The following is an 18,041-nucleotide window of genomic DNA, read 5'->3' as shown; positions in this document are numbered from 1 at the left end:
TGAGACAAGGTGCTGACCGTGTTCCGCACTCAGAATCAATAACGCAAAAGGAGGAGCTTCATGGAAGCTGTCCACGGCAGCATGCTGCTGGTCTTCGCGGCGATCGCCATCGCATTGCTGATCCTGCTGATCACGCGCTACAAGGTTTACCCGTTCCTCGTTCTGATCATCGTGTCGCTGCTGCTGGGTCTCGCATCCGGCATGCCGATCGGCACGATCGTCAAATCGTTCGAAACGGGCAATGGCAATACGCTTGGCCACATCGCGATCGTGGTCGGCCTCGGCACGATGCTCGGCAAGATGATGGCCGAATCCGGCGGCGCCGAGCGCATCGCCACCACATTGATCGACTTCTTCGGCGAGAAGAATATCCACTGGGCGATGATGATCGTCGCGATCATCGTGGGCTTGCCGGTGTTCTTCGAAGTCGGTTTCGTGCTGCTGATTCCGATTGCTTTCAACGTCGCGAAGCGCACCAACAAGTCGTTGCTGCTAGTCGGCTTGCCAATGGTCGCGGGTCTGTCCGTCGTGCACGGGCTGCTTCCGCCGCACCCGGCCGCGATGCTCGCGGTGCAGGCGTATCACGCGGATATCGGCAGGACCATCGCCTATGGCCTGATTGTCGGCGTGCCGACCGCAATCGTCGCGGGTCCGCTGTTTGCGTTGATGATCAGCCGCTATATCAAGCTGCCGAAAGACAACGCGCTCGCCTCGCAATTTCTCGGCGCCGATGAAACCGATGCCGCGAACAACGGTGACGGTGCGCAAAAGACCGCGCCCAGGCGCGAACTGCCGAGCTTCGGCGTGACGCTGTTCACGATCCTGTTGCCGGTTATCCTGATGCTGGTAGGCAGTTGGGCCGACCTCGTGTTCACGCAGAAGACCTTGGCGAACGATCTGCTGCGTTTCGTCGGTAATTCGGATGTGGCGCTGCTGATCGCGGTGCTGGTCAGCTTCTGGACCTTTGGTGCGAGCCGTGGCTTCGATCGCGAGCAGATCCAGAAATTCTGCGGCGAATGTCTCGCGCCGATCGCGGGCATTACGCTGATCGTCGGCGCGGGCGGCGGCTTTGGGCGCGTGCTGATGGATAGCGGCATTTCGAAGGAGATCGTCAATGCTGCGACGTCGGCGCATCTGTCGCCGTTGCTGTTCGGCTGGCTCGTCGCGGCGCTGATTCGCCTTGCAACCGGCTCGGCGACGGTCGCGATGACCACCGCTTGCGGCATCGTCGCGCCGATTGCGGCGGCGGGCGCGGTGCAGGTGAAGCCGGAGCTGCTGGTGCTGGCCACGGGTTCGGGTTCGCTGATCTTTTCGCACGTGAACGACGGCGGTTTCTGGCTGATCAAGGAATACTTCGGGATGACGGTGGGGCAGACCTTCAAGACATGGTCGCTTCTCGAAACCATCATCTCGCTGATGGGTTTGGGTTTGACCTTCGCACTCGCGACGGTCGTGTAAGGAGTTTTTGATGATTCTGATCGCAATGGGCGTGTCGGGCGCCGGCAAGACGAGAATTGGCGAAATGCTCGCGGAGCGCCTGCACTGCGCGTTCACCGACGGCGACGCATTTCACAGCGCCGCCAACAAAGAGAAAATGCACCACGGCATTCCGCTGACGGACGAAGACCGCTGGCCCTGGCTGAAAACGATCCGCGCGGCGATCGAGGAGAAGCAGAAGGCGGGCGAGACGGCGGTGTTCACGTGTTCGTCGCTGAAGCGCTCGTATCGCGACGTTCTGCGCGACGGCGATAAAGACGTGTGCTTCGTCTACCTCAAGGGTTCGCGTGAGGTACTGGAGCAGCGCCTGACCACGCGCACCGGCCATTTCTTCGATCCGTCGCTGCTGCAAAGCCAGCTCGACACGCTCGAAGAGCCGGGCGCCGATGAGGCGATCACGGTGAGCATCGAACTGTCGCCGGAAGAGATTGTCGACAGCGTGCTGATTCAGGTTGAAGCGCGTAAGTGAGTTTGCCTGGTCGCTGTAGATGCAAAAAAACCGCTCCGAGGAGCGGTTTTTTCATGCCTCATGCAACGAGTCGAGCAACAGCCGATGCGGCTGAATGGGATCAGGCAATCCGCTTGGCCAGTTCGGCAGCCTTGCCGACATACGAAGCCGGCGTCATGGCGAGCAAACGATCTTTCGCGTCTTGCGGAATCGCCAGGCCGCTGACGAACGTCTGCAGCGCTTCGCGCGTGATGCCCTTGCCGCGCGTCAGTTCCTTCAGTTGTTCGTACGGATTCTCGATGCCGTAACGGCGCATCACCGTTTGCACCGGCTCGGCCAGCACTTCCCAGCAGTTGTCGAGGTCTTCGTGCAGACGCTGCGCATTCACTTCGAGCTTGTCGAGGCCGCGGATCAGCGAGTCGTACGCAAGCAGCGAATAGCCGAACGCGACGCCGATATTGCGCAGCACCGTCGAGTCGGTCAGGTCGCGCTGCCAGCGCGACACCGGCAGCTTGTCGGCGAGATGGCGCAGCGTGGCGTTCGCCAGACCCAGGTTGCCTTCGGAGTTTTCGAAGTCGATCGGATTGACCTTGTGCGGCATCGTGGACGAACCGATTTCGCCGGCCTTGGTGCGTTGCTTGAAGTAACCGACCGAAATGTAGCCCCACACGTCGCGGTCCAGATCCAGCAGGATCGTATTGGCGCGCGACATGGCGTCGAACAGTTCGGCCATGTAGTCGTGCGGTTCGATCTGGATCGTGTACGGATTGAACGTGAGTTTCAGGCGCTGCTCGACCACTTCGCGCGAGAACGCTTCCCAATCGAACTCCGGATACGCGGACAGGTGTGCGTTGAAGTTGCCGACCGCGCCGTTCATCTTGCCGAGCAGTTCGACCTTCGCGATGCGGTCGATCGCGCGCTCCAGACGCGCGGCCACGTTGGCGATTTCCTTGCCGAGCGTGGTCGGGCTGGCCGGCTGGCCGTGCGTGCGCGACAGCATAGGCTGGTCGGCCAGCGCGTGAGCCAGCGCGACGAGACGCTGATGCACCGAGCGCAGCGCCGGCAGAATTACGTGTTCACGGGCGCCCGCCAGCATCAGGCCGTGCGAGGTGTTGTTGATGTCTTCCGAGGTACACGCGAAATGGATGAACTCGCTCGCGCGTTCCAGTTCTTCCTGACCCTTGACCGACTCCTTGAGCCAATACTCGACCGCTTTCACGTCGTGATTCGTCACACGCTCGATTTCCTTGATGCGCGCGGCGTCGTGCGCCGTGAAGCGCTCCGCCAGTTGCAGCAGGAATTGTTCGGCGGCTTCGGAAAAACGCGGCACTTCGGCGAAACCGGCGTGCGAGAGTGCAATCAGCCAATGGATTTCGACCGTCACGCGATTGCGCATGAACGCGGCTTCCGAGAGCCAGTCGCGCAGGGCTTCGGTTTTCGAGGCATAACGGCCGTCGAGCGGGGAGAGCGCGTTCAGCGCGAACAGGGTGTCGGGGCGGGTGTCGGACATGATGGGGGCCGGGTGAGGGCAAAGAGCAAGGGTGAAAACGTGGAAGAAACTGCGGGAAGCGCGAATTTTACCACCGGACGCCGACAGCCCCGATTTCCCGTGGCAGGCCCGACGCGTCTAGCCCCGGTGGCCTTCGTAGCCGGGAAACAGCGTGGGGAGAATGAACGACGGCATCGAGTAGCGCGCAAAGCACCGCGAGGTCGAAGCGGGATGGACCAGATGCAGGCAACTGGCGCGCGGATCGTCTACCGCGATGACTTTGCGGCCGCTATCGACCACGCGACGGATAAAGCGCTCGTCTTCGTAGAGATCGATGTCGTCGAAGGCCGCCATTGCGGCGAGCGCCTTGTCGTACACATACGAGAAACCATAGAACAGGATGAAATCCGCGCCGATCTGCATTTTCTCGTGGAATTCAATGTGACTGACCGAGCGGCCGCTCAGCTCGTAGTGGAGGCCCACCTTCGCGTTCAGGTCCATGTAGCCGAAGAACTGTGTATGCGGCGCGTACATGAAAAAGCCCGATAGCTTGATGAGGTCGGCGCTGTTGTCCTGCATTGTTCCGATCATGTGCGCGAGGTAATGCGGCGCGTAGTGATCGTCGTCGTCGAAATGGGCGATTACCGGGCCGCGCGCTTCGCCGATCAGGTGGTTGCGCTTTGCGCCGATCGACATGCGCGTGGGCGAATGAAAATAGCGAATGCGTGTGTCCTGCGATGCCAACGCCCGCATGTACGCGCTCGGCTCGGCGCTGTCGTCGAGCACCAGCCATTCCCAGTCGACTTGCTGGCTAAGGACGCAGCGCGCGGCGGCCGGCAGCAGAGCTTCGCGATTGGCCGTCGGCGTGATGATGGAAACGAGTGGGGACATGGCTGGGTGTGCAGGAAGGGATGTGGTCGATAGCCGGAGTTGCGTGGCTGCGGCGTGGTGCGATTCGGAACGGCGACTACCTCGTTCTGCTCGGCGCGGTGTCGTTCGAGGCACACTACTGGGCCGACAGAGGCTCCGCGAATTGCCCGAGGCAAGATATAGAGTCGCCTCGACCTGGCCTATCGGCATAGTCCGATTTCGCGGGCAGACATGGCCGGACCTCGCCGCGTCGCCGCGGTCAGCTTCGCGGCAGCATCTAGAATGCTGACTTCTTCCCTCCGCTGGTGGCAGGCTCCGCATGGAACTGAAATGGCTCGAAGACTTCGTTTCGCTCGCGGAAACGCGTAGTTTCAGTCGTTCGGCCGAGTTGCGGCACGTCACGCAGCCGGCTTTCTCACGGCGGATTCAGGCGCTGGAAGCGTGGCTCGGCACGGAACTGATCGACCGTTCGGTTTATCCGACGCGGTTGACGGCGGCCGGCCAGGTGTTCAACGAACAGGCGCTCGCCATGCTGTCGCAGTTCCACGAGGCGCGGGCGTTGCTGCGCGGGCATACGGCGACGCCGCAGGCGACTATCGAATTCGCGGTGCCGCATACGCTGTCCTTGACTTACTTTCCGCGCTGGCTGCAGCGTATCGAAGCGCAGATGGGCCCGATCCATACCCGGCTGCGCGCGCTGAACGTGCACGATGCGGCGTTGTCGCTGGTGGAAGGCGGCTGCGATCTGATGATGGGCTATCACCATCCCAGCCACCCGGTCGCGCTCGATCCGGGCCGCTACGACATGCTGACGCTTGGCATCGAGCCGATCAGTCCGTTCTCCGCGCCCGGCCGTGCGGGCCGGCCGCGTCACACGTTGCCGGGCAGCGCCGAGGCGCCCACGCCGTATCTGTCCTATACGCCGAACGCCTATCTGGGCCGCATGACCGAAGTGATTCTGGCCAACGCGCCGGAGCGTCTGTATCTCGACCGGCTCTATGAAACCGACATGGCCGAAGGACTCAAGGCGATGGCGCTGGCCGGGCACGGCATCGCTTTCCTGCCGCATAGCGCGGTGGAAGACGCGGTCGCCGACGGCAAGCTGATCCGCCTCGACCGCGCCACACGCGGCACGCCGGAAGGCCAACTCACGCTGACCATGGAGATCCGTCTGTACCGCGACAAGCTCGCGGCAAAGAGCGACGATGCCCGCCAGATACTCGTGCGTCAGCTGTGGGACGTGGTGTCGCAGGAACTGGCGCCGGGCGCGGCCTGAACCTGCCCCCCTACGACGCGAATTTGCGGCTTCCTGATGGTTATGCAAAAAAAACATAATCGGATAAGGAAACGGCATTGGATTTCAAAACGGCGTTTTTCGACAATGTTGTCATTCGATCAACGCCGGAGCGTTCATGTCATCCCAGCAACAGGCAGCACAACTCGCACAATCCGCAGCAACGTTGCACTCGGTTCCTTCCTACCTGAATAAAGACGACCTCGGCCCGTGGGGCAACTACCTGCGTCAGGTCGATCGCGTCGCGCCGTACCTCGGCTCCCTGTCCCGCTGGCTCGAAACCCTGAAGCGCCCGAAGCGCATTCTGATCGTCGATGTGCCTATCGAACTCGATAACGGCACGGTCGCACACTTCGAAGGCTATCGCGTGCAGCACAACGTGTCGCGCGGTCCGGGCAAGGGCGGTGTGCGTTACCACCAGGACGTGACGCTGTCGGAAGTGATGGCGCTGTCGGCGTGGATGTCGGTGAAGAATGCTGCGGTCAACGTGCCGTACGGCGGTGCGAAGGGCGGCATCCGGGTCGACCCGCGCACCCTGTCGCGCGGTGAGCTCGAACGCGTGACGCGCCGCTACACCAGCGAAATCGGCATCATCATCGGACCGAATACCGACATTCCCGCGCCGGACGTGAATACGAACGAGCAGATCATGGCGTGGATGATGGACACGTACTCGATGAACCAGGGCCAAACTGCCACGGGCGTCGTGACGGGCAAGCCGATCACGCTGGGCGGCTCGCTCGGCCGCCGCGAGGCGACGGGCCGCGGCGTGTTCGTGGTGGCTTCCGAAGCCGCACGCCGTATCGGTGTGGACATCGAAGGCGCGCGCATCGCGGTGCAGGGTTTCGGCAACGTCGGCGGAATCGCGGCGCGTCTGTTCCAGGAAGCGGGTTCGAAGCTGGTCGCGGTGCAGGACCACACCGGCTCGCTGTACAAGTCGACGGGTATCGACGCGGTCGCACTCCTCGACCACGTGGCCAGGCACGGCGGCGTGGGCGGGTTCCCGGAAGCGGACGCCGTAACCAATGAAGAATTCTGGACGGTCGAATCGGACATCCTGATTCCGGCCGCGCTGGAAAACCAGATCACCGAAAAGAACGCGGCGAAGATCAGGACGAAGATCGTCGTGGAAGGCGCCAACGGCCCGACCACCACGGCGGCGGACGACATCCTGCACGATCGCGGCATTCTCGTGATTCCGGACGTGGTGGCCAACGCCGGCGGCGTGACCGTGTCGTACTTCGAATGGGTGCAGGACTTTTCGAGCTTCTTCTGGACGGAAGACGAGATCAACCAGCGTCTGGAGCGTGTGATGCGCGAAGCGTTCGCCGCTGTGTGGCAGGTTTCGAGCGAGCAGAAGGTGTCCGTGCGGACCGCGGCGTTTATCGTCGCGTGTAAGCGGATCCTGGAAGCGCGCGAACTGCGCGGCCTGTATCCCTGATCTTTCCGTTGCGAACGGCGGCTCTGCTATCTGGCAGGACCGCCGCCAATCCCTGCTTTGACGCGGTTCACGAGACCGCGTGTTGGGCCCGGCGAGCGGCATCGTATCGATGCCGCTCGCCTTTGCATATCCGGAAAGGTTGACCGACCGGCCGCAAGCGCCGCAAACGCTTAGCGGCGGCCACGCAACAACATGGTTTATAGCGATACTTTCAGAATAATTACTTTGCTAAACTGGCGCCGGTTCTTGCCAAGGAGATCAAAAATGAAGGTTAAAAAAGCTGCGCTGCTGCTCGCGACTCTCGGACTGTTCACGGTTGGCGCGCATGCGCAAGACGCGGGTACGCTGAAAAAGATCAAGGACACGGGCGTCATTTCGCTGGGTCATCGCGAATCGTCGATCCCGTTTTCGTATTACGACGACAAGCAGAACGTTATCGGCTACTCGCAGGAATTCGCCCTGAAAGTGGTGGACGCGGTGAAGCAGAAGCTGAACATGCCGAACCTGAAGGTCAAGCTCACGCCGGTCACGTCGCAAAACCGTATTCCACTGGTGCAGAACGGCACCGTCGACATGGAATGCGGCTCGACCACCAACAATGCTGAACGTCAGCAGCAGGTTGCCTTCTCGAACACGATCTTCGTGATCGGCACGCGCCTCATGACCAAGAAAGACTCCGGTATCAAGGACTGGGCCGACCTGAAGGGCAAGACGGTCGTCACGACCGCCGGCACCACCTCCGAGCGCCTGCTTCGCAAGATGAACCAGGACAAGAGCATGGGCATGAACATCATCAGCGCGAAAGACCACGGCGAGTCGTTCCTGACGCTCTCCACGGGCCGCGCCGCTGCCTTCATGATGGACGACGCACTGCTCGCGGGCGAACGCGCGAAGTCGAACAACCCGGCCGATTTCGTGATCGTCGGCGCGCCGCAATCGCATGAAGCGTACGGCTGCATGATTCGCAAGAACGATCCGGAATTCAAGAAGGTCGTCGACGACGCGATCGCCAAGGTCGAAACCTCGGGCGAAGCCGACGCGATCTACAAGAAGTGGTTCGAATCGCCGATTCCGCCGAAGGGCCTGAACCTGAACTTCCCGGAAAGCGACGACATCAAGGCGCTCTACAAGAGCCCGAATGACAAGGCAATCGATTAAACCTTAGCTGTTTTTTTGAAACGCTGAACGAAACGGAAGGGGCCACGCGCTTCTTCCGTTTCTTTTTGCTGGAGTCTTGGTCATGTCATATCACTGGAACTGGGGCATTCTGCTGAGTCCGGTCTCCACCGGCGAGCCGACCACCTATCTGGGCTGGTTGCTGTCGGGCTTCTGGGTGACGATTACCGTGTCGCTGTCGGCATGGGTGATCGCGCTGATCGTCGGTTCGTTGTTCGGCGTGCTGCGCACGGTGCCGAATAAATGGGCGTCGGGCATCGGCACGCTCTATGTTGCGATTTTCCGAAACATTCCGCTGATCGTGCAGTTCTTCATCTGGTATCTGGTGATACCGGAGTTGCTGCCGGTTTCGGTGGGCAACTGGTTCAAGCAACTCCCGCCGGGCGCGCAGTTCTTCTCGTCGTCGATCATCTGTCTCGGGCTCTTCACTGCCGCGCGCGTGTGCGAGCAGGTGCGCTCGGGTATCAATGCGCTGCCGCGCGGCCAGCGCGCCGCGGGTCTGGCAATGGGCTTCACGCAATGGCAGACGTATCGCTACGTGCTGCTGCCGGTCGCGTACCGGATCATTGTGCCGCCGCTCACGTCCGAGTTTCTGAATATCTTCAAGAACTCGGCGGTCGCGTCGACGATCGGTTTGCTCGATCTCTCCGCTCAGGCGCGCCAATTGGTCGACTATACGTCGCAGACGTATGAGTCGTTTATCGCGGTCACGGTGGCGTACATGCTGATTAATCTGGTCGTGATGCAACTCATGCGCTGGGTCGAAGCGAAGACCCGGTTGCCCGGCTATATCGGAGGCAAGTAATGCACCATTTCGACTGGAGCGGTATTCCGGGCGCATTGCCTACGCTGTGGACCGGCGCCGTCGTCACCTTGAAAATCACGGTGATCGCGATCGTGTTCGGCATTATCTGGGGCACCGTTCTCGCGATGTTGCGGCTGTCGTCGTTCAAACCCTTCGAGTGGTTCGCGAAGGGCTACGTGACGATCTTCCGTTCCATCCCGCTGGTGATGGTGCTGCTGTGGTTCTTCCTGATCGTGCCGCAAGTGCTGCAGAACGTGCTCGGGTTGTCGGCGGATATCGACATTCGCCTTGCGTCGGCCATGGTCGCGTTCTCGCTGTTCGAGGCGGCGTACTATTCGGAGATCATCCGCGCCGGCATTCAGGCCGTGCCGCGCGGACAGGTCAACGCGGCGTTCGCGCTCGGCATGAACTACGCGCAGGCCATGCGCCTGATCGTGCTGCCGCAGGCATTCCGCGCGATGGTGCCGCTGCTGCTCACGCAGGGTATCGTGCTGTTTCAGGATACGTCGCTCGTCTACGTGATCAGCCTCGCCGACTTCTTCCGCACCGCTACGAATATTGGCGACCGTGACGGTACGAATGTCGAAATGGTACTGTTCGCGGGCGCGTGTTATTTCGTGATCTGCGTGATCGCGTCGAGCCTCGTCAAAGGTCTTCAGAAAAAGGTCGCAAGATGATCTCTATCAAGAATGTTTCGAAGTGGTACGGTCAGTTTCAGGTGCTGACCGACTGCACGACGGAAGTCAAAAAAGGTGAAGTGGTGGTGGTGTGCGGGCCGTCGGGCTCGGGCAAGTCCACGCTGATCAAAACCGTCAACGGCCTCGAGCCGTTCCAGAAGGGCGAGATCATCATCAACGGTCAGTCGCTCACCGACAAGAAAACCAATCTGTCGAAGCTGCGCTCCAAGGTCGGCATGGTGTTTCAGCACTTCGAACTGTTCCCGCATCTGTCGATCGTGCAGAACCTCACGCTCGCCCAGGTGAAGGTGCTCGGCCGCTCGAAAGACGAAGCCACGGCGAAAGGGCTGAAGCTGCTCGATCGCGTGGGCTTGCGCGCGCATGCGGACAAGTTTCCGGGCCAGTTGTCGGGCGGTCAGCAGCAGCGCGTGGCGATTGCGCGCGCGTTGTCGATGGACCCGATCGCCATGCTGTTCGACGAGCCGACTTCGGCGCTCGATCCGGAAATGATCAACGAAGTGCTCGACGTGATGGTCGAACTCGCGCAGGAAGGCATGACCATGATGTGCGTCACGCACGAAATGGGCTTCGCGAAGAAGGTCGCGCACCGCGTGATCTTCATGGACAAGGGCTTGATCGTGGAAGACGACCGCAAGGAAGACTTCTTCGCCAATCCGAAGTCGGATCGCGCCAAGGATTTTTTGGCCAAGATCCTGCACTGAGTGTGCCTTGGGGCCGCGCCGTTCAGGCGGTGCGGCCCACGAGCACGGAAACAGAAAAGCCGCTTCGAAAGCGGCTTTTCTGTTTCTGGTGCTTCGATTTGAGCGAACGTCGGCGGGCTTAACTGCTCGAGCGCTCAGGATTCGAATGCGGCGGCGTCGTCCGCAGCTTCCAGATCCACCTCGGCGTCCCTCTCGGCTTGCATGGCTTCGGTCGAAGCCGCGATTGTGCTGGCCGAAGCCGACGCGTCCAAAGCGGGATTGCGCAGTTTTTCGAGCACCGAAACCGGCACCGGCACGTTCACGCGGCCGATCACCTCGCCGTGCTGGAACATCATCAGATCGCCCGGTTCGAACGCGGTCCAGACTTCGTTGTCGGTCAGTGGCTTGGTGGCGATCACCGCGACGCGGTCTTCGGGCGTCGTGTATTTGGCGAAATCGATCGACACGTCCGCGTCGACGAGATGCGCGGTGGAAAACGGCCAGCGCCGCACGATGTAATACAGATGGGTCGAGCAATGCGCGAACAGCGCCTGGCCGTTCGACATCAGGAAATTGAACACGCCGAATTGCGTGATTTCGCGCGTGAGCGTTTCGAGTGCGGCAAACAATTCGTCGAGCGGCGGCTGCTGCGCGCCGGGAAAAGCCTTACGCAAGCCTTCGAGCAGCGCGCAGAACGCCAGTTCGCTGTCGGTCGTGCCGACCGGCTGGTACACGCCCGACAGGGCCGGCGAATAATCCTTGAGGTCGCCGTTGTGCGCGAAGATCCAGTGGCGTCCCCACAGTTCGCGCATGAACGGGTGGCAGTTTTCGAGCAGGATGTGCCCCTGCGTCGCCTTGCGGATATGCGCAATGGTGTTCTTCGATTTGATCGGATAGCGCTTGACCATCTCGGCGATCGGCGAGGTAGCCGACGATTGATGGTCGATGAACAGGCGGCAGGCTTTGTCTTCGAAGAAGGCGATGCCCCAGCCGTCGGCATGGTGGTCGGTGACGCCGCCGCGCGCCGCAAAGCCGGTGAACGAGAACGTGACGTCCGTTGGCGCGGCGCAGTTCATTCCGAGAAGTTGGCACATGTTGCGGGTAAGCCTGTGAACGGGGCGAGCCGTTACAATGATGATTTTCCAAGCATATCACCGAGCCAGAAACGCCAAATAGCAAAATTGACGTGTGTTTATGCCGCAACGTCGCGGTTTGACCGCATAGATTGGCTTTTGTCGCCGAAACTCGTCCCCCTTTTCGCCATGACCGCTTCCAACGCTTCCCTCGACTCCATCACGCTCGTCCGGCCGGACGACTGGCATCTGCACGTCCGCGACGGTGCGATGCTGGCTGCTGTGCTGCCGGACACCGCGCGCCAGTTCGGCCGCGCGATCATCATGCCGAACCTGAAGCCGCCGGTCACGACCACCGCAATGGCGCAGGCTTATCGCGAGCGCATCGTCGCCGCGATTCCCGAAGGCGCGAAGTTCGAACCGCTGATGACGCTGTACCTGACCGACAACACGCCGCCCGACGAAATCCGCCGCGCGCGTGAAAGCGGCTTCGTGCACGGCGTGAAGCTGTACCCGGCGGGCGCGACGACCAACTCGGACGCGGGCGTCACCGACATCATGAAGTGCGCGAAAACGCTCGAAGTGATGCAGGAACTGGGCATGCCGCTGCTGGTGCACGGCGAAGTGACGGATTCGTCAATCGATCTGTTCGACCGCGAGAAGGTGTTCATCGACCGGGTCATGACGCCGCTGCGCCGCGCGTTTCCGGCGCTGAAGGTGGTGTTCGAGCACATCACCACGAAAGACGCGGTCGACTATATCCGCGAAGCCGGCGTGGCGCCGGAACTGCTGGGCGCGACGATCACCGCGCATCACCTGCTGTACAACCGCAACGCGATCTTCCAGGGCGGCATTCGCCCGCATTACTACTGTTTGCCGGTGTTGAAACGGGAGACGCATCGGGTGGCGCTGGTCGAGGCGGCGACGTCGGGCAATCCGCGCTTTTTCCTCGGCACGGACAGCGCGCCGCATCCGAAGGGGCTGAAGGAGCATGCGTGCGGCTGCGCGGGTTGCTACACGGCGCTGCATGCTTTGGAGCTTTATACGGAAGCGTTCGACAAGGCCGGCGCACTGGACAAGCTCGAAGGCTTCGCGAGCTTTTTCGGCGCGGATTTCTATGGTCTGCCGCGCAGTGAAGAGAAAGTTACACTGCGTCGTGAGGAATGGACGCTGCCGGCCGAACTGCCGGTCGGCGATACGCCGGTCGTACCGCTGCGCGGCGGCGAGTCGATTGGCTGGCGCCTGGTTTAAGGCATCAGCACGATGCAGGCGCGTGAGGCGGAGCCGCCGGGCTTCGCTGCCATCGATTGGACCAAGCCGTGGTTCGCGCCGTTCGCCGAACGCGGCAAGCGCTGGCAGCGGGCTGCGCTGACGAGCTACGAGGCATTGCTCGCGGAAATGAACGCCGACGCCGGAGAGATTCGGCAGAGCACAGGCCGTGGTCAACGCCTCGCGTTCATCGCGCAGGACGATCTGCCGCCCGGCGCGGCGTACGAGGCGCATATCGCGGCAACCGGCTGCGTGCCGACACGCCACAATCTGCACGACTTCTTCAATGCGTCGATGTGGTTCGCCTTTCCGCATATCAAGGCGGCACTGAACGCGCGTCAGTCGGCGGCGATTGACGCGTTGGGCGTTGGTCCGAGCCGCGGCGGCGTACGCGACATGCTGACCCTGTTCGACGAAAATGCGCTGCTGTTCGCATGCGCGGACCCTGCTTTGAGCGCGGCATTGCGTGGGTTCGACTGGCAGACGCTGCTGCTCGCCCGGCGCGATGCCTGGGGCGCAGGTTGCGAAGTGCGCTGCTTCGGCCATGCGCTGATGGAAAAGCTGGTTGTGCCGTTCAAGGCCTGCACGGGGCATGCGTGGATCGTCGATGTGCCGGCCGCATACTTTGAATGGGACGCCATGAAGCGCGAAGCGTTTCTGGACGACTCGGTCGCCACAGCGCTGCTGGGCACGGATGCACTGACGAGCCGGATGTTCGCGCCATTGCCCGTGCTGGGCATTCCGGGCTGGTGGCCGGACAACGAATCGTCCGTGTTTTACGACGACACGTCCGTGTTTCGCACGGGGCGGCGCGCGCGCTGAGCGCGGGGGGGGTGTCGCGGTATTCCCTGGCCATCCGGCTATTTCAGCCGTTGCCCCGGCTTGCCGCTGCCGCAGGTGTTAAAATCCGCCCCAGCAAAGCAGGCCAGGCAGTCGCGGCCTCCGCGGTTTCGGCCAAAGAGGGCGAGGAAAGTCCGGACTCCACAGGGCAGGGTGATGGCTAACGGCCATCCGTGGCAACACGCGGAACAGGGCAACAGAAAGCAAACCGCCGATGGCCCGGCGCAAGCCGGGATCAGGTAAGGGTGAAACGGTGCGGTAAGAGCGCACCGCGGCTGCTGCAAGGCAGACCGGCACGGTAACCTCCACCCGGAGCAATTCCAAGTAGGCAGGCTAGCATCTTCGAGATGCAGGACGGGGCCCCCGTCACGTCTGCGGGTAGGAAGCTTGAGCGCGTCAGCAATGGCGCGCCTAGAGGAATGGCTGCCACGCGCGCCGCGTCTTCGGACGTGGCGCGTGCACAGAATCCGGCTTATCGGCCTGCTTTGCCATCTGACAAAAAAATGCCGGCGTCCATATGGACGCCGGCATTTTTACTTTTTGTACGCTCGGTCCGGCGGCGAGCGTTCCGGCCCGCGCCGCAACCGCAAGTCCGCTTTCAGGTAGCGACGATCTCGAACGAGTGCGTCAGCTCGGCGGTCTTGGCGATCATGATCGAGGCCGAGCAGTATTTGTCGTGCGACAGGTTGATGGCGCGTTCCACCGTGGCCGGGTTGAGATTCTTGCCTGTCACAGTGAAGTGGAAGTGAATCTTCGTGAACACTTTCGGATCTTCGCTGGCGCGTTCGGCCTTCAGCGTGACCGAACACCCGGCGATTTCCTGACGGCTTTTCTTCAAGATCATCACGACGTCGTAGGCGGTGCAGCCGCCGGTGCCGAGCAAAACCATTTCCATCGGACGCGGCGCGAGATTGCGGCCGCCGCCTTCAGGCGCGCCGTCCATCGCCACCAGGTGGCCGCTGCCCGTCTCGGCTGCAAACGCCATCCCGTCTTGCCCCATCCAGCTTACTTTGCATTCCATGCTCTGCTCCACCGCGCTTCGCTTATCGAGACGGCATTGTAGCCCGGTGTTCGGGTGTCCGCCCGAGGCGACTTTTGTCACAAGTTATGCGTGATGACAGCTTGCGTGCTGCGCTGCGGCATGTTCAGCCAATCCGGGAATGCCCTGACGAGTTTAGGGGTTTTACTCTAGGCGATGTCTGCGGGCGTTGGCGCTCGGGTGTTCTTTAGTATTTGATTCAAAAGAATTTTTGGCGCCCTTAAGTCGCAAAATGCGATTGCCGTATTATGAAATCGTATTTCGCAATGCAAATGTTCTTGCGTCGCACAAGGTGCGCTCATATAATTCGATCTGTCTCCTCCACCTCCTCCTTTGGTGGATTAAACCCGAACCGCTCGTTCGGGTTTTTTTTCGCCCGCGCCCTGTCCGGGCCCGGGCGGTTTGTGCACGAAAGGGCGCTAAAACGCGCTCCGCCGCTGCCGGATTGCCGCAAATCTCGCGCAAACCCCGTACGTTTTGACTTGCCGTAGCAAATTCCTTTATAATTCAGGGCTTTTCCGCATCCGCGCCCGCGGAGGAAGAACCAGGGAGAGCCTGCACGCGCCTCGATGCGCACATTACAAGCAGGAAAAAACACATTGGGCGCAGCAATTTTTTTGGATCGATCATGAAGACGTTTTCCGCAAAAGCCCATGAGGTTACGCGTGAATGGTACGTGATTGACGCGACGGATAAAGTTCTCGGGCGTGTCGCCAGCGAAGTGGCACACCGTCTTCGCGGCAAGCACAAGCCTGAATTCACTCCGCACGTCGACACCGGTGATTTCATCATCGTTATCAACGCGGGTAAGTTGCGCGTCACGGGCAACAAGGCTACTGACAAGAAGTACTACCGTCACTCGGGCTACCCGGGCGGTATCTATGAAACGACGTTCGGCAAGATGCAGGAACGCTTCCCGGGCCGTGCGCTCGAGAAAGCGGTCAAGGGCATGCTGCCGAAGGGCCCGCTCGGCTACGCGATGATCAAGAAGCTGAAGGTCTACGCTGAAGCAACGCATCCGCATTCGGCACAACAGCCGAAAGCGCTCGAGATCTAAGGGGAGCCCACATGATCGGTAACTGGAATTACGGCACGGGCCGCCGCAAGAGCGCCGTCGCACGCGTCTTCATCAAGGCTGGCAAGGGCGAGATCATTGTAAACGGCAAGCCTATCGCCGATTACTTCTCGCGCGAAACGTCACTGATGATCGTGCGTCAGCCGCTGGAACTCACGAACCACGGCGTTACGTTCGACATCAAGGTCAACGTGAACGGTGGCGGTGAAACGGGTCAAGCCGGCGCGGTTCGCCACGGCATCACCCGCGCGCTGATGGACTACGACGCAACGCTGAAGCCGGAACTGTCGAAAGCTGGTTTCGTCACGCGTGACGCTCGTGAAGTCGAACGTAAGAAGGTCGGCTTCCACAAGGCGCGTCGCCGGAAGCAATTCTCGAAGCGTTAATCGTTTCGGGTGCAAACCGGCTCTCGGGCCGGTGCGCTGCAAAAGCCGCCAACGCTTTCGCGAAGGCGGCTTTTTTCATGGGTTCGCGGGTCGTTGCGATTTAGTGTTGCGGCAACGAACTCGTCCGCAGAGCGGCGATACATCCCGCTCAGCCGGGCTGGTGGCGGAAGAACGCGTTATCCATTGATTCTCTGGAAGAACCCATTGACTTTGTGGGCTTCGGCACGATATCGAGATCAGCCCTACAATAGCGGTTAGAAGCTTTTTGGAGAGTTCGAATGAACGCAGTCACCGATACACCCGTGACCGAGATGCCCGCCCCCTTCGTTTTTACCGACGCAGCGGCTGACAAGGTCAAGCAACTGATCGAAGAAGAAGGCAATGCGGACCTCAAACTGCGCGTTTTCGTGCAGGGCGGCGGCTGCTCGGGCTTTCAGTACGGTTTTACGTTTGACGAAGCCGTCAACGAAGACGACACCGTCATGAACAAGAGCGGCGTCCAGCTGCTGATCGATTCGATGAGCTACCAGTATCTGGTGGGCGCTGAGATCGACTACAAGGACGATATCAACGGCGCTCAGTTCGTCATCAAGAACCCCAATGCTACGACCACCTGTGGTTGCGGCTCATCGTTCTCGGTGTGACGACTGGTTGTTGAGCAACCGATTGTGAGAAACGGGGCTTCGGCTCCGTTTCTTATTGCCTGCGCCGAAATCCGCGCCGCGCTCAGCTCAGCTCAACGCGGGTAGATTGCGCCGAGCACGCGCTCGGCGGACGCGCCTGTCACCGCAGGCAAATTGCCCGGGCGACGCGCCACGCAGCGCATGGCGAGCCAGGCGAACGCCAGCGGCTCCACCTGGCTCGGCGGCACGCCTAGCGCATCGGTTGTCATGACGGGCACGCCGCTGACACCGCTGTCTTCCAATGCCTGCTGCAAGGCCTTCAGAATTTCCGGATTGCGCGCGCCGCCGCCGCAGACGTAGACCGCTCGCGCGTCCGACGCGTGCCGTTCAATCTCGCGTGCGACCGTCACCGCGGTGAGCGCGACCAGCGTCGCTTGCACGTCGGCGGGGGTAAGCGCGGCAAACGGCTGCAGCTTCGCATCGAGCCAATCAGCGTTGAACAGGTCGCGGCCGGTGCTTTTCGGCGGCTGCTGGCTGAAAAACGGCTCGTCGAGCAAGGCATTCAGCAGCGCGCGATCCACCTGGCCGCCGGCCGCGAAATGGCCGTTCTCGTCGAAAGACTTGCCTAGATGGCGCTGCGCCCATTCGTCGAGAAGCGCGTTGGCCGGCCCGCAGTCGAAGCCGCGCACGCTGCCGGTCGCGTTCAGGATCGTGATATTGCTGATGCCGCCAAGATTGCAGACCACCCGAGTTTCGTTCTTCGCGCCGAATACGGTGGCGTGAAACGCCGGCACGAGCGGCGCGCCCTGGCCGCCGGCCGCGACGTCGCGGCTGCGGAAATCGGCGATCACGTCGATATGCATCATTTCCGCGAGCAGCGCCGGGTTGTTGATCTGCCGCGTATAACCCTTTTCCGGCCGATGCCGCACCGTCTGCCCATGCACGCCGATCGCACGCACCTCCGCGGCGGGTACACGGCTGTTGTGCAGCAGGTCATGGCAACACACCGCGTAACGCGTGGCGAGCGCATTGGCAGCCAGCGCCTCGCGCTCGATCTCGTTGTCTCCGGGTTGCTGGAGCGCGAACAGTGCGTCACGCAGGCCCGCGGCAAAGCCGACAAACGCCTCGGCCAGCACCATGGGCGGCTTGCCTTGCGCGAACCTGACGGCCACACCGTCCACGCCGTCCATGCTCGTTCCGGACATCAATCCAAAGTAGACGCCGTCTGCGGGGTCTTGCGCCACGTTGTTGCTCCTCTCGATGGTTCGTTGCGATTCGTTGTAGCAGATTATCGGGCGAAGCGCGGGCGAATATAAAGCGCGGCAATGCCGGCGGCAC

18 protein-coding genes and 1 other RNA gene are annotated in these 18,041 nt (G+C 61.4%); 14 read left to right on the top strand and 5 right to left on the bottom strand.

Going from position 1 to position 18,041, the window contains the following annotated elements; all coding sequences use genetic code 11:
* The first annotated feature begins 60 nt into the window (after positions 1 to 60).
* Positions 61 to 1,458, top strand: coding sequence for a GntP family permease (locus PDMSB3_RS17450; protein ID WP_165187037.1), 1,398 nt, complete (start codon positions 61 to 63; stop codon positions 1,456 to 1,458).
* A gap of 10 nt (positions 1,459 to 1,468) precedes the next feature.
* Positions 1,469 to 1,966 (top strand): gluconokinase, encoded by a 498-nt coding sequence (locus PDMSB3_RS17445; protein WP_007180409.1) that lies wholly within the window; start codon positions 1,469 to 1,471, stop codon positions 1,964 to 1,966.
* Positions 1,967 to 2,066: 100 nt separating this feature from the next.
* Here the strand turns inward: PDMSB3_RS17445 and purB are convergent, their stop codons facing one another.
* The gene (gene purB / locus PDMSB3_RS17440; RefSeq protein ID WP_007180410.1) at positions 2,067 to 3,455 is read right to left on the bottom strand and encodes an adenylosuccinate lyase; all 1,389 of its coding nucleotides are present in this window, start codon (positions 3,453 to 3,455) and stop codon (positions 2,067 to 2,069) included.
* Positions 3,456 to 3,572: 117 nt separating this feature from the next.
* On the bottom strand, positions 3,573 to 4,325 hold the full coding sequence (locus PDMSB3_RS17435; protein WP_007180411.1) for a glycosyltransferase family 2 protein: 753 nt from the start codon (positions 4,323 to 4,325) through the stop codon (positions 3,573 to 3,575).
* 298 nt (positions 4,326 to 4,623) lie between these two features.
* On the opposite strand from PDMSB3_RS17435, the gene PDMSB3_RS17430 reads away from it, so the two are divergent.
* The 6 genes from PDMSB3_RS17430 (at position 4,624) to PDMSB3_RS17405 (ending at position 10,419) form a co-directional block, all read left to right on the top strand.
* Positions 4,624 to 5,580, top strand: a complete 957-nt coding sequence (locus PDMSB3_RS17430) for a LysR family transcriptional regulator (protein WP_007180412.1) — start codon at positions 4,624 to 4,626, stop codon at positions 5,578 to 5,580.
* 136 nt (positions 5,581 to 5,716) lie between these two features.
* Entirely contained in the window at positions 5,717 to 7,039 is a 1,323-nt protein-coding gene (locus PDMSB3_RS17425) for a Glu/Leu/Phe/Val family dehydrogenase (protein ID WP_007180413.1), read from the top strand.
* Between the two features lie 264 nt (positions 7,040 to 7,303).
* Complete coding sequence (locus PDMSB3_RS17420; RefSeq protein ID WP_007180414.1) at positions 7,304 to 8,197, top strand: glutamate/aspartate ABC transporter substrate-binding protein; 894 nt, start codon at positions 7,304 to 7,306, stop codon at positions 8,195 to 8,197.
* A gap of 82 nt (positions 8,198 to 8,279) precedes the next feature.
* Complete coding sequence (locus PDMSB3_RS17415; RefSeq protein WP_007180415.1) at positions 8,280 to 9,020, top strand: amino acid ABC transporter permease; 741 nt, start codon at positions 8,280 to 8,282, stop codon at positions 9,018 to 9,020.
* Complete coding sequence (gene gltK, locus PDMSB3_RS17410; protein WP_007180416.1) at positions 9,020 to 9,697, top strand: glutamate/aspartate ABC transporter permease GltK; 678 nt, start codon at positions 9,020 to 9,022, stop codon at positions 9,695 to 9,697. Before PDMSB3_RS17415 ends, gltK begins: the two co-directional genes overlap by 1 nt.
* Entirely contained in the window at positions 9,694 to 10,419 is a 726-nt protein-coding gene (locus PDMSB3_RS17405; RefSeq protein WP_007180417.1) for an amino acid ABC transporter ATP-binding protein, read from the top strand. Before gltK ends, PDMSB3_RS17405 begins: the two co-directional genes overlap by 4 nt.
* A 134-nt stretch (positions 10,420 to 10,553) precedes the next feature.
* On the opposite strand, the gene PDMSB3_RS17400 is transcribed toward PDMSB3_RS17405, so the two are convergent.
* Positions 10,554 to 11,492: a class II glutamine amidotransferase gene (locus tag PDMSB3_RS17400; RefSeq protein WP_007180418.1), complete on the bottom strand. Its 939-nt coding sequence runs from the start codon at positions 11,490 to 11,492 to the stop codon at positions 10,554 to 10,556.
* 168 nt (positions 11,493 to 11,660) lie between these two features.
* Here PDMSB3_RS17400 and pyrC point away from each other — a divergent pair, with 168 nt between their 5' ends.
* From pyrC to rnpB, 3 genes are all read left to right on the top strand, one after another.
* Positions 11,661 to 12,722, top strand: a complete 1,062-nt coding sequence (gene pyrC / locus PDMSB3_RS17395) for a dihydroorotase (protein ID WP_165187035.1) — start codon at positions 11,661 to 11,663, stop codon at positions 12,720 to 12,722.
* 12 nt (positions 12,723 to 12,734) lie between these two features.
* Positions 12,735 to 13,562 carry a DUF3025 domain-containing protein gene (locus tag PDMSB3_RS17390; protein ID WP_007180420.1) on the top strand — a complete coding sequence of 276 codons (828 nt, stop codon included), beginning with the start codon at positions 12,735 to 12,737 and terminating at the stop codon, positions 13,560 to 13,562.
* Positions 13,563 to 13,657: 95 nt separating this feature from the next.
* Positions 13,658 to 14,071, top strand: an RNA gene (rnpB, locus tag PDMSB3_RS17385) — RNase P RNA component class A.
* A gap of 107 nt (positions 14,072 to 14,178) precedes the next feature.
* On the opposite strand, the gene PDMSB3_RS17380 is transcribed toward rnpB, so the two are convergent.
* Positions 14,179 to 14,601, bottom strand: a complete 423-nt coding sequence (locus tag PDMSB3_RS17380) for an OsmC family protein (RefSeq protein ID WP_007180421.1) — start codon at positions 14,599 to 14,601, stop codon at positions 14,179 to 14,181.
* A gap of 646 nt (positions 14,602 to 15,247) precedes the next feature.
* On the opposite strand from PDMSB3_RS17380, the gene rplM reads away from it, so the two are divergent.
* The 3 genes from rplM to erpA all read left to right on the top strand — a co-directional run bounded on the left by rplM (position 15,248) and on the right by erpA (position 16,724).
* Positions 15,248 to 15,676, top strand: coding sequence for a 50S ribosomal protein L13 (rplM, locus tag PDMSB3_RS17375; protein WP_007180422.1), 429 nt, complete (start codon positions 15,248 to 15,250; stop codon positions 15,674 to 15,676).
* 11 nt (positions 15,677 to 15,687) lie between these two features.
* On the top strand, positions 15,688 to 16,080 hold the full coding sequence (rpsI, locus tag PDMSB3_RS17370) for a 30S ribosomal protein S9 (RefSeq protein ID WP_007180423.1): 393 nt from the start codon (positions 15,688 to 15,690) through the stop codon (positions 16,078 to 16,080).
* A 278-nt stretch (positions 16,081 to 16,358) separates the two neighbouring features.
* A complete protein-coding gene (erpA, locus tag PDMSB3_RS17365; protein WP_007180424.1) occupies positions 16,359 to 16,724 on the top strand; it encodes an iron-sulfur cluster insertion protein ErpA in 366 nt (121 codons plus the stop codon).
* A gap of 92 nt (positions 16,725 to 16,816) precedes the next feature.
* Here erpA and PDMSB3_RS17360 read toward each other — a convergent pair whose 3' ends face one another.
* Positions 16,817 to 17,947, bottom strand: coding sequence for an anhydro-N-acetylmuramic acid kinase (locus PDMSB3_RS17360; protein ID WP_007180425.1), 1,131 nt, complete (start codon positions 17,945 to 17,947; stop codon positions 16,817 to 16,819).
* Positions 17,948 to 18,041 lie beyond the last annotated feature (94 nt).

Source organism: Paraburkholderia dioscoreae (genome assembly GCF_902459535.1).
GTDB lineage: Bacteria > Pseudomonadota > Gammaproteobacteria > Burkholderiales > Burkholderiaceae > Paraburkholderia > Paraburkholderia dioscoreae.
Note: the sequence above shows the minus strand (reverse complement) of the source record. Positions and strands in the feature narration are given on the sequence as shown.

Bases quoted from the DNA above. Each gene is read 5' to 3' on its own strand.
- PDMSB3_RS17450 (WP_165187037.1), top strand. From the start codon at position 61: ATGGAAGCTGTCCACGGCAGCATGCTGCTGGTCTTCGCGGCGATCGCC.
- PDMSB3_RS17445 (WP_007180409.1), top strand. From the start codon at position 1,469: ATGATTCTGATCGCAATGGGCGTGTCGGGCGCCGGCAAGACGAGAATT.
- purB (WP_007180410.1), bottom strand. From the start codon at position 3,455: ATGTCCGACACCCGCCCCGACACCCTGTTCGCGCTGAACGCGCTCTCC.
- PDMSB3_RS17435 (WP_007180411.1), bottom strand. From the start codon at position 4,325: ATGTCCCCACTCGTTTCCATCATCACGCCGACGGCCAATCGCGAAGCT.
- PDMSB3_RS17430 (WP_007180412.1), top strand. From the start codon at position 4,624: ATGGAACTGAAATGGCTCGAAGACTTCGTTTCGCTCGCGGAAACGCGT.
- PDMSB3_RS17425 (WP_007180413.1), top strand. From the start codon at position 5,717: ATGTCATCCCAGCAACAGGCAGCACAACTCGCACAATCCGCAGCAACG.
- PDMSB3_RS17420 (WP_007180414.1), top strand. From the start codon at position 7,304: ATGAAGGTTAAAAAAGCTGCGCTGCTGCTCGCGACTCTCGGACTGTTC.
- PDMSB3_RS17415 (WP_007180415.1), top strand. From the start codon at position 8,280: ATGTCATATCACTGGAACTGGGGCATTCTGCTGAGTCCGGTCTCCACC.
- gltK (WP_007180416.1), top strand. From the start codon at position 9,020: ATGCACCATTTCGACTGGAGCGGTATTCCGGGCGCATTGCCTACGCTG.
- PDMSB3_RS17405 (WP_007180417.1), top strand. From the start codon at position 9,694: ATGATCTCTATCAAGAATGTTTCGAAGTGGTACGGTCAGTTTCAGGTG.
- PDMSB3_RS17400 (WP_007180418.1), bottom strand. From the start codon at position 11,492: ATGTGCCAACTTCTCGGAATGAACTGCGCCGCGCCAACGGACGTCACG.
- pyrC (WP_165187035.1), top strand. From the start codon at position 11,661: ATGACCGCTTCCAACGCTTCCCTCGACTCCATCACGCTCGTCCGGCCG.
- PDMSB3_RS17390 (WP_007180420.1), top strand. From the start codon at position 12,735: ATGCAGGCGCGTGAGGCGGAGCCGCCGGGCTTCGCTGCCATCGATTGG.
- PDMSB3_RS17380 (WP_007180421.1), bottom strand. From the start codon at position 14,601: ATGGAATGCAAAGTAAGCTGGATGGGGCAAGACGGGATGGCGTTTGCA.
- rplM (WP_007180422.1), top strand. From the start codon at position 15,248: ATGAAGACGTTTTCCGCAAAAGCCCATGAGGTTACGCGTGAATGGTAC.
- rpsI (WP_007180423.1), top strand. From the start codon at position 15,688: ATGATCGGTAACTGGAATTACGGCACGGGCCGCCGCAAGAGCGCCGTC.
- erpA (WP_007180424.1), top strand. From the start codon at position 16,359: ATGAACGCAGTCACCGATACACCCGTGACCGAGATGCCCGCCCCCTTC.